This window comes from Synechocystis sp. FACHB-383 (genome assembly GCF_014698605.1).
GTDB classification, from domain to species: Bacteria; Cyanobacteriota; Cyanobacteriia; order Cyanobacteriales; family Microcystaceae; genus Synechocystis; species Synechocystis salina.
Genome location: NZ_JACJTJ010000048.1, coordinates 21,137 through 27,734, shown reverse-complemented (window position 1 = coordinate 27,734; position 6,598 = coordinate 21,137). Strand labels below are relative to the sequence as shown.

The window sequence follows — 6,598 nt, the reverse complement described above, 5'->3', positions numbered from 1 at the left end:
TGTCCCGTTTCTCGTTTCAATTTAAGCAAATCCTGAACGGTCGTTTTGCTTACTTGAAACTGCTCTGCTACTTTTCTAATTGAGGTTCCACCACCTTCATAGGTCTTGACTATCCTTTCTCTTAGATCAACTGATAGAGCTGGCATTTTACTTTTCGATGAACTCCCCTGAATATTTGTCCCTCATTGTACCACCTCGTCATAGAATCCGCCGTAAAGGATCCCATTCCTTTAGAACTGTTTGATTAACTTTCGTTAAACTCCTTACGGGGCGATCGCCGTAGATAGGAATGGACGAGATAGGGCAACACCGGGGTATTTACCTTAACTTTGCTAGTATTTATAAACCCAACTTTGTCAACATGGGGGGATGGGATAGCATAGTCCATGGGACACTTCTGCCTGCCTTTGCCGTTGGGCCCTTAAACAATCCTGGTTATCAAAACACATTGGAGTGAACTGATGGACATTGTTAAAATCATTTGCGCGATTCTTTTGCCACCCCTGGGAGTCTTCTTGCAGGTGGGTATTGGCAAAGACTTTTGGATTAACTTACTGCTAACCATTTTTGGGCTATACATCCTTGGCCTTGTCCATGCGATTTGGGTCATTGCCAGGGAAAATTAGTCTATCTGACTTAAGAAACATGGCCAGACGATTCAGTCTTGGTCTGGCCAGCCATGGTTAGCCACAGATTATTGCCCTCCAATCAAGTTCAACATGACCAAATTTTTTGTGGACCGGGGCGGAACGTTTACCGATATTGTTGCCATTACCAAAGATGAAAAGTTGGCCCAACAATGCGCTCAAGATGGACGATTTAGCGTATTTGCCCTACCCACAAAAGAAACGGTAATTTTATTTAAATTATTATCAGAAAATCCTGAACTTTATAACGATGCAGTCATCCATGGCATTCGCACCATTTTAGGTTTAGGAACCACCGAACCCATTACCCCAGAAAAAGTTAGCTTGGTAAAAATGGGTACCACTGTGGCCACCAATGCCCTCCTGGAGCGCAAAGGAGACCCCGTAGTTTTGGTAATGACCCAAGGATTCCGGGATGGGTTGGCGATCGCCTATCAGCATCGGCCGGACATTTTTGCCTTAGAGATTAAAAAACCCAGTTTACTCTATGAACAAGTCGTTGAAGCAGTGGAAAGAATTGATGCCCAAGGAGAAATTTTACGACCCCTAGACCAGCATCAAATTAACCGGGATTTGCAACAGGCCTATGACCAAGGAATTCGCAGTGTGGCGATCGCCTTAATGCACAGTTATCGCTATCCTGACCATGAATTAATCATTGCTGAAATTGCCCAAAAAATTGGCTTTACTCAAATTTCCCGTTCTTCTGAAGTTAGCCCCCTAATTAAATACATTTATCGTGGCGATACCACCGTAGTTGACGCCTACCTTTCCCCTCTGCTCCGGCGCTACGTTGACCAAGTGCAGGGGCAATTACCAGGGATAACAGTACAGTTTATGCAATCCCATGGGGGGCTGGTAGATAGTAGTCATTTCCAGGGGCGGGATAGTATCCTGTCTGGGCCCGCCGGGGGCATTGTGGGCGCAGTGAAAACCTCCCAACGGGCAGGATTCAGCAATATTATTACCTTTGACATGGGGGGAACTTCCACCGATGTGGCCCATTTTAATGGCACTTATGAACGATTGTGGGAAACGGAAATTGCCGGAGTCCGTTTGCGGGTACCAAGCTTAGCCATCCATACAGTGGCGGCGGGGGGCGGTTCCATTTTAAAATTTGACGGACAAAGATACCAAGTGGGGCCCGATTCTGCGGGGGCAAACCCTGGGCCAGCCTGTTACCGTCGGGGTGGGCCGCTAACAGTGACCGATGCCAATGTGATGGTGGGAAGATTGCAAAAAAACTATTTTCCCCCTGTGTTTGGCCCGCAAGGAAACCAACCCTTAGATATTGATATTGTTCAAGAAAAATTCACCGATTTAGCCACCCAAATTGCCCAATCCACCGCAACTCAACCTACCCCGGTGGAAGTGGCAGATGGTTTTCTGGCGATCGCCGTGGAAAATATGGCCAATGCCATTAAAAAAATTAGCTTACAACGGGGCTATGACCTGGAGAATTACACCCTTTGTTGCTTTGGGGGAGCAGGGGGGCAACTGGTTTGTCGATTAGGCGATCGCCTGGGCATTAGCAAGATTTTTCTCCATCCCTACAGCGGCGTACTTTCAGCCTATGGCATGGGTTTGGCCGAACAGAGGGCCCTCCGGGCCATGACCGTTGAGCAACCTTTAAAGGCGGACAATTTAAGTAATTTACTCGCCCATTATCAAACCTTAGAAACACAATTGGCTGGGACTTTCACCACTGATCACAATAGCAATAATGACGAACAAAATCCTAATTATTCGCCCACCATCCGTCGTCAAATCGACCTGAAATACCAGGGCACTGACACCACATTAAGTCTCAATTTTTGCCAAGATTTAGCCATTTTAACGGAACAATTCACCCATCAGCATCAGCAACGTTATGGTTTTAGTCAAACGGGTACTCCCCTCACCATTGCTTCCATTAGTTTAGAGTATATTCAACCGCTGGATTTACCCCCAGAGCCCTGTTTAAATTCCGTAACAAAGCCGGCCCAGGCTGTGGAAATGGTGGACTTCTATGGCGATCGCCAATGGCATTCCATTCCTGTGTACCAACGCCAGCATTTAGGGGCTCATCAGGTAATTCCCGGGCCAGCCATGATTGTGGAAGGCACCGGCACCATTGTGATTGATCCGGGTTGGCAAGCCCAGTTGGGATCAGCAAAACCAGGGGAACCCCAACCATGCCATTTAATGTTGGAAAAAGTAGCTAATAACACGGAAGATGGGGATGATTTAATTAATGGCCAAAATGAATTTAAAGTTAATTTAAACAATCGCAATGATGGAAATAGTAATGGAACTCTAGTCGATCCAGTGCGATTAGAAATATTCAAAAACCTTTATCAATTCATTGCCGAGGAAATGGGCATTGTCCTGCAAAATACTGCCAGTTCAGTAAATATTAAAGAACGGCTTGATTTTTCCTGTGCCATTTTCGATTCCCACGGGGATTTAGTCGCCAATGCCCCCCATATTCCTGTCCATTTGGGCTCCATGGGAGAAAGTGTTAAAGCGCTTCTGCGCGATCGCCGTCAGCAATTGCAACCGGGGGATGTGTATCTCTCCAATGATCCCTATAACGGTGGTACCCACTTACCGGATGTGACGGTAATAACGCCTCTGTTTGACCCGACTGGCAAGGAAATTTTATTTTACGTTGCCTCCCGCGGCCACCAAGCGGATTTGGGAGGAATTACCCCTGGTTCCATGCCGCCCCACAGTCAAAATATTAACCAAGAAGGCATTTTATTTGACAACGAGTTATTAGTTAAAGGAGGAGAGTTCCAAACAGAAGCTATTCGAGCCCATTTATTAGATAGTCCCTACCCCGCCCGTAATGTTGAGCAAAATTTAGCTGACTTTTCTGCCCAAATTGCCGCCAATCAGCGGGGGATAATGGGTTTAGAAAATATGGTGGCCCAGTATGGCTTAAACACCGTGCAGCAATATATGCTCCATGTGCAAAATAATGCCCAACAAGCCGTAACCCAGGCGATCGCCAAGTTAAAGTCTGGTCAATTTACGACGGAAATGGACAATGGTATTCGCATTGCGGTGGCTATCACAGTTAACGTTTCCCAAGGTACTGCCACCATTGATTTTTCTGGCACTTCTCCCCAGGGCAATCATAATTTCAACACGCCCAAAGCGGTGGTGCAAGCGGTGGTTTTATACGTTTTTCGCACCCTCGTCCAGGAACCTATTCCCCTCAATGCTGGTTGTCTCAAACCGTTGAAGATTATTATTCCCCCTGGTTGTCTACTCGATCCCCAATACCCAGCGGCCGTGGTGGCCGGTAATGTGGAAACATCCCAGGCGATCGCCGACACGTTATACGGAGCGTTGGGATGTCTGGCCGCTAGCCAGGGCACCATGAATAATCTCACCTTCGGCGATGGGCAATATCAATACTATGAAACTATTGCTGGGGGCAGTGGGGCTGGCCCTAGTTTTGCCGGTTGTGACGCTGTGCAAACCCACATGACCAATTCCCGCTTAACCGACCCGGAAATTTTAGAAAGTCGTTTTCCTGTGTTATTAGAACAGTTTGCCATTCGCTCCCACAGCGGTGGTGAGGGACAATTCTCCGGTGGTAATGGCATTGTGCGCCAGTTTCAATTTCGTCAGCCTCTATCGGTGGCCATTTTGGCCAATCGGCGACGGGTGGCTCCCTTTGGTTTGGCTGGGGGAGAGCCAGGGGCAGTGGGGGAAAATTGGCTACTACGTCATTCTGGGGATGAGTTACGGTTAGATGGTTGTGCCCAGGTGGATGTGGTCCCTGGCGATCGCCTAATAATTAAAACACCGGGAGGGGGAGGTTATGGCCGTCGAAATTGAACGTAAATTTCTCGTTAAAGATGACCGTTGGCGGAGTCTGGCCCAGGGTTATTTATACCGTCAGGGTTACATTGCCACCCAGGATCTAACCACTGTCCGAATTCGTACCATTGGCGATCGGGCCTATCTCACTATTAAAGGGAAAAATACCGGCATGACCCGCTTGGAATTTGAGTATGAAATTCCGGCCGTGGATGCCAATCAAATTTTGACGGAGCTTTGCTCACCGCCCTTGATTGAAAAATATCGTTATTGCCTCGATTATCAAGGTAAAACCTGGGAAGTGGACGAATTTTTGGGGGATAACCAGGGCCTAATTTTGGCGGAAGTGGAATTAACCGACGCCGATGAACAAATAAGTTTACCTCCCTGGATTGGCGAAGAAGTGACCAATGATGCCCGTTATTACAACGTAAATCTAGCCAAGCATCCCTACAAAAATTGGTCAAATTAAGCACAGCCTACCAATCTCGGTAAATTGTGAAGAAAACGCAACAAAATGAACCATTAAGCTGATTTCTGTCTATCCTGGCTGGTATATTCCAGTCTAATGAAAGATGAGTTTGTTATATGACAAATCAAAATGTACCAAATTATTTGGCACAATCCATTCTGGTGACCCTATTTTGTTGCCTACCCTTGGGCATTGTGGCCATTATCAAAGCCTCAGAGGTTAATTCCCGTTTAGCTTCAGGGGACTATGAAGGCGCTGTGCGGGCTTCCAATGAAGCGAAAAAGTTTTGTTGGTGGTCCTTTGGTGCCGGCATAATTTTTGTCGTTATCTATATTGTTCTTGCTGTGCTTGCCGCCATCTTTGGTCAGTAATTAAAGTTAGACTTTTTGACTTTGCTGTTGTTCACTATTCATCAACGAATACTATGTTTAGCTTGAAAAATCATTCCCTCTCTCCATTACTATCCCCTAAGGCCAAGGAGTATTTAGGATTCATTTTGGTAACCCTGACCATTGTTGTTGCTGGCACTCTCCTTTTCCTCTTTGATCCCGCTTCATCGAAGTTATTTCCCCCCAGTCCCTTTCGTAATTTAACTGGGCTTTACTGTCCCGGTTGCGGCACTTTACGGGCATTGCATCAACTGCTCCATGGCAATTTAGTGGGAGCTTTTGGACTAAATCCTTTAATGATTATCTCCCTCCCCTTTATGATCTACTCCTACGTTGCCTATGGTCTAAAAACCATTACTGGGCGGACTTTATTGGTTTGGTTTATTCCCCCCAAGGTAATCTGGTTCATATTGCAGGCAATTTTGGCTTACTGGGTGGCCAGAAATATCCCCTTTGCTCCTTTTTCTTGGTTAGCCCCCTAATCTGAAACTCCAATCGTTTAAATAGTTAAATAGAGTGATTTATGGGCATCGGTGACGGGTAAAACTGATGCCATCTTTAACAACAGGAGCCTTATGATGCCACAACTACTGTCGCTTTTTTATCAGGTAATTTTGGCTCAAAATGTAAAACTATTATTTGATCTAGTCGTAATCCTAAAGATTCGTAGGTCCGCCCATGGCGGTCGCTAAATTCGACTTCAAATGCTGTGCCATTTGCTAGGATATCCACTACTGTTCCCACCTGCCCTCGCCACAGGTTGTACTGGGGTAAATCAACGGTTAAAGCCACCACATCCAATAAATTTACCGTACTATTCATTAAACTATCTCCACCGAACTATAGCGGATAACAAGTCGTCAATCTTGGCACTTCTGAGCCGTGCTCGATAATCCAGGCACTACGAAGGGTTCCACTTCTATTCTGCCATTCGATGTCAAAATCCAAAGTGTAGCGCTGACCAAATGCGTCTTTTCTTCCCAGTTTGACTTCATTACTTTGAACTACTGCCAGTAGAATCTGACGTAATTCTTCGGCATCATCATCGGTTATCCCAAAATTTGATAAAAAAAGCCGTGCTTTGTGTTTTCCATCTTCATGCTCTAGATTGAGGCAATAGTCACGGAGTTTACGAATGTCAACCACGGCTTTTTGGGCATTTGGGAGGAGCATAGAAATGACAGGGCTGAAAAGCAACCTCGAGATTATCTCAAAATTGGCTCATACCTCTTGAAGTTACTCTCAGCAACTACCATCTCCTCTGACAGCAAGAGTGG

General features: G+C 46.0%; 8 protein-coding genes. 5 read left to right on the top strand and 3 right to left on the bottom strand.

The genetic code is table 11. From position 1 onward, the window contains the following. Positions 1 to 244: 244 nt before the first annotated feature. The gene (locus tag H6G45_RS15435) at positions 245 to 388 is read right to left on the bottom strand and encodes a hypothetical protein (protein WP_190599292.1); all 144 of its coding nucleotides are present in this window, start codon (positions 386 to 388) and stop codon (positions 245 to 247) included. A gap of 73 nt (positions 389 to 461) precedes the next feature. Here H6G45_RS15435 and H6G45_RS15430 point away from each other — a divergent pair, with 73 nt between their 5' ends. The 5 genes from H6G45_RS15430 to H6G45_RS15410 all read left to right on the top strand — a co-directional run bounded on the left by H6G45_RS15430 (position 462) and on the right by H6G45_RS15410 (position 5,803). Then, positions 462 to 626, top strand: a complete 165-nt coding sequence (locus tag H6G45_RS15430) for a YqaE/Pmp3 family membrane protein (protein WP_038530201.1) — start codon at positions 462 to 464, stop codon at positions 624 to 626. A 93-nt stretch (positions 627 to 719) separates the two neighbouring features. Further along, entirely contained in the window at positions 720 to 4,478 is a 3,759-nt protein-coding gene (locus tag H6G45_RS15425; protein WP_190599291.1) for a hydantoinase B/oxoprolinase family protein, read from the top strand. Continuing rightward, on the top strand, positions 4,462 to 4,932 hold the full coding sequence (locus H6G45_RS15420) for a CYTH domain-containing protein (protein ID WP_190599290.1): 471 nt from the start codon (positions 4,462 to 4,464) through the stop codon (positions 4,930 to 4,932). Before H6G45_RS15425 ends, H6G45_RS15420 begins: the two co-directional genes overlap by 17 nt. Before the next feature lie 116 nt (positions 4,933 to 5,048). Then, positions 5,049 to 5,303: a CD225/dispanin family protein gene (locus tag H6G45_RS15415; RefSeq protein ID WP_190599289.1), complete on the top strand. Its 255-nt coding sequence runs from the start codon at positions 5,049 to 5,051 to the stop codon at positions 5,301 to 5,303. Between the two features lie 53 nt (positions 5,304 to 5,356). Next, positions 5,357 to 5,803: a DUF2752 domain-containing protein gene (locus H6G45_RS15410; RefSeq protein ID WP_190599288.1), complete on the top strand. Its 447-nt coding sequence runs from the start codon at positions 5,357 to 5,359 to the stop codon at positions 5,801 to 5,803. 91 nt (positions 5,804 to 5,894) lie between these two features. Here H6G45_RS15410 and H6G45_RS15405 read toward each other — a convergent pair whose 3' ends face one another. Then, entirely contained in the window at positions 5,895 to 6,143 is a 249-nt protein-coding gene (locus H6G45_RS15405; RefSeq protein WP_190599287.1) for a DUF4926 domain-containing protein, read from the bottom strand. 18 nt (positions 6,144 to 6,161) lie between these two features. Beyond that, entirely contained in the window at positions 6,162 to 6,494 is a 333-nt protein-coding gene (locus H6G45_RS15400) for a DUF6883 domain-containing protein (RefSeq protein WP_190599286.1), read from the bottom strand. Between the last annotated feature and the right edge of the window lie 104 nt (positions 6,495 to 6,598).

What these genes read in the sequence shown, in the direction of transcription:
- H6G45_RS15430 (WP_038530201.1), top strand. Translation starts at nt 462, where the DNA reads ATGGACATTGTTAAAATCATTTGCGCGATTCTTTTGCCACCCCTGGGA.
- H6G45_RS15435 (WP_190599292.1), bottom strand. Translation starts at nt 388, where the DNA reads ATGGACTATGCTATCCCATCCCCCCATGTTGACAAAGTTGGGTTTATA.
- H6G45_RS15420 (WP_190599290.1), top strand. Translation starts at nt 4,462, where the DNA reads ATGGCCGTCGAAATTGAACGTAAATTTCTCGTTAAAGATGACCGTTGG.
- H6G45_RS15415 (WP_190599289.1), top strand. Translation starts at nt 5,049, where the DNA reads ATGACAAATCAAAATGTACCAAATTATTTGGCACAATCCATTCTGGTG.
- H6G45_RS15425 (WP_190599291.1), top strand. Translation starts at nt 720, where the DNA reads ATGACCAAATTTTTTGTGGACCGGGGCGGAACGTTTACCGATATTGTT.
- H6G45_RS15405 (WP_190599287.1), bottom strand. Translation starts at nt 6,143, where the DNA reads ATGAATAGTACGGTAAATTTATTGGATGTGGTGGCTTTAACCGTTGAT.
- H6G45_RS15400 (WP_190599286.1), bottom strand. Translation starts at nt 6,494, where the DNA reads ATGCTCCTCCCAAATGCCCAAAAAGCCGTGGTTGACATTCGTAAACTC.
- H6G45_RS15410 (WP_190599288.1), top strand. Translation starts at nt 5,357, where the DNA reads ATGTTTAGCTTGAAAAATCATTCCCTCTCTCCATTACTATCCCCTAAG.